Source organism: Streptomyces sp. SID486, assembly GCF_009865385.1.
Taxonomy (GTDB): domain Bacteria; phylum Actinomycetota; class Actinomycetes; order Streptomycetales; family Streptomycetaceae; genus Streptomyces.
Genome location: NZ_WWJT01000159.1, coordinates 1 through 846, shown reverse-complemented (window position 1 = coordinate 846; position 846 = coordinate 1). Strand labels below are relative to the sequence as shown.

Sequence of the window (846 nt, the reverse complement as noted above, 5' to 3'; positions counted from 1 at the left end):
CCGGCCGGCCGCGGGCCGGTGTGCGGCGCCGGGCCGGTGTGCGGCGCCGGGCCGGTGTGCGGCGCCGGGCCGGTGTGCGGCGCCGGGCCGGTGTGGGCGCGCCGGAGCCCGACGGAGGCTGGGCGCGGGGTGCCCCGCTCCTCTTCCGGGGCGCCGCCCCAGGCGTACCCGACCCGTTCTCAACCTGTTCTGCGGATCAGGGCCAGGTACATCGCGTCCGTGCCGTGCAGGTGCGGCCACAGCTGCACATCCGGGCCCTCGCCCAGCGCGGGCACCCCGGGCAGCAGCGGACGGGCGTCGATCAGCTCGGTCTCCGGCCGCTCCTTGAGCACGTCGGCGACGACCGCCCGGGTCTCGGCCAGGTGCGGGGAGCACGTCGCGTACCCGACGACACCGCCGACCCGGACCGAGTCCAGCGCGGTGCGCAGCAGCCCGCGCTGGAGCGGCGCGAAGCTCTCCAGGTCCTCGGGGCGCCGCCGCCAGCGGGCCTCGGGACGCCGGCGCAGCGCGCCGAGCCCGGTGCACGGCACGTCCATCAGCACCCGGTCGAAGCTGCCGGGCCGCCACGGCGGCCTGGTCCCGTCGGCGGCGATCACCTGGTACGGCCCCGGATTGCCGTGCAGCGCCCTGGCCACGAGCCCGGCCCGGTGCGGCTGCTTCTCGGAGGCGAGCAGCGCGGCGCCACGCTCGGCGGCGAGAGCGGCCAGCAGCGCGGCCTTGCCGCCCGGCCCGGCACACCCGTCGAGCCACTTCCCGTCCGGCCCGTCCAGCGGGGCGTTCGCCAGCGCGAGGGCGACCAGCTGGCTGCCCTCGTCCTGCACCCCGGCCCGCCCCTCGCGCACGGCC

General features: G+C 79.2%; 1 pseudogene. It reads right to left on the bottom strand.

What is annotated here, in order from left to right:
* Positions 1 to 179: 179 nt before the first annotated feature.
* Positions 180 to 846 (bottom strand): annotated as a pseudogene (locus GT045_RS07600) (rRNA cytosine-C5-methyltransferase); the annotation flags it as partial.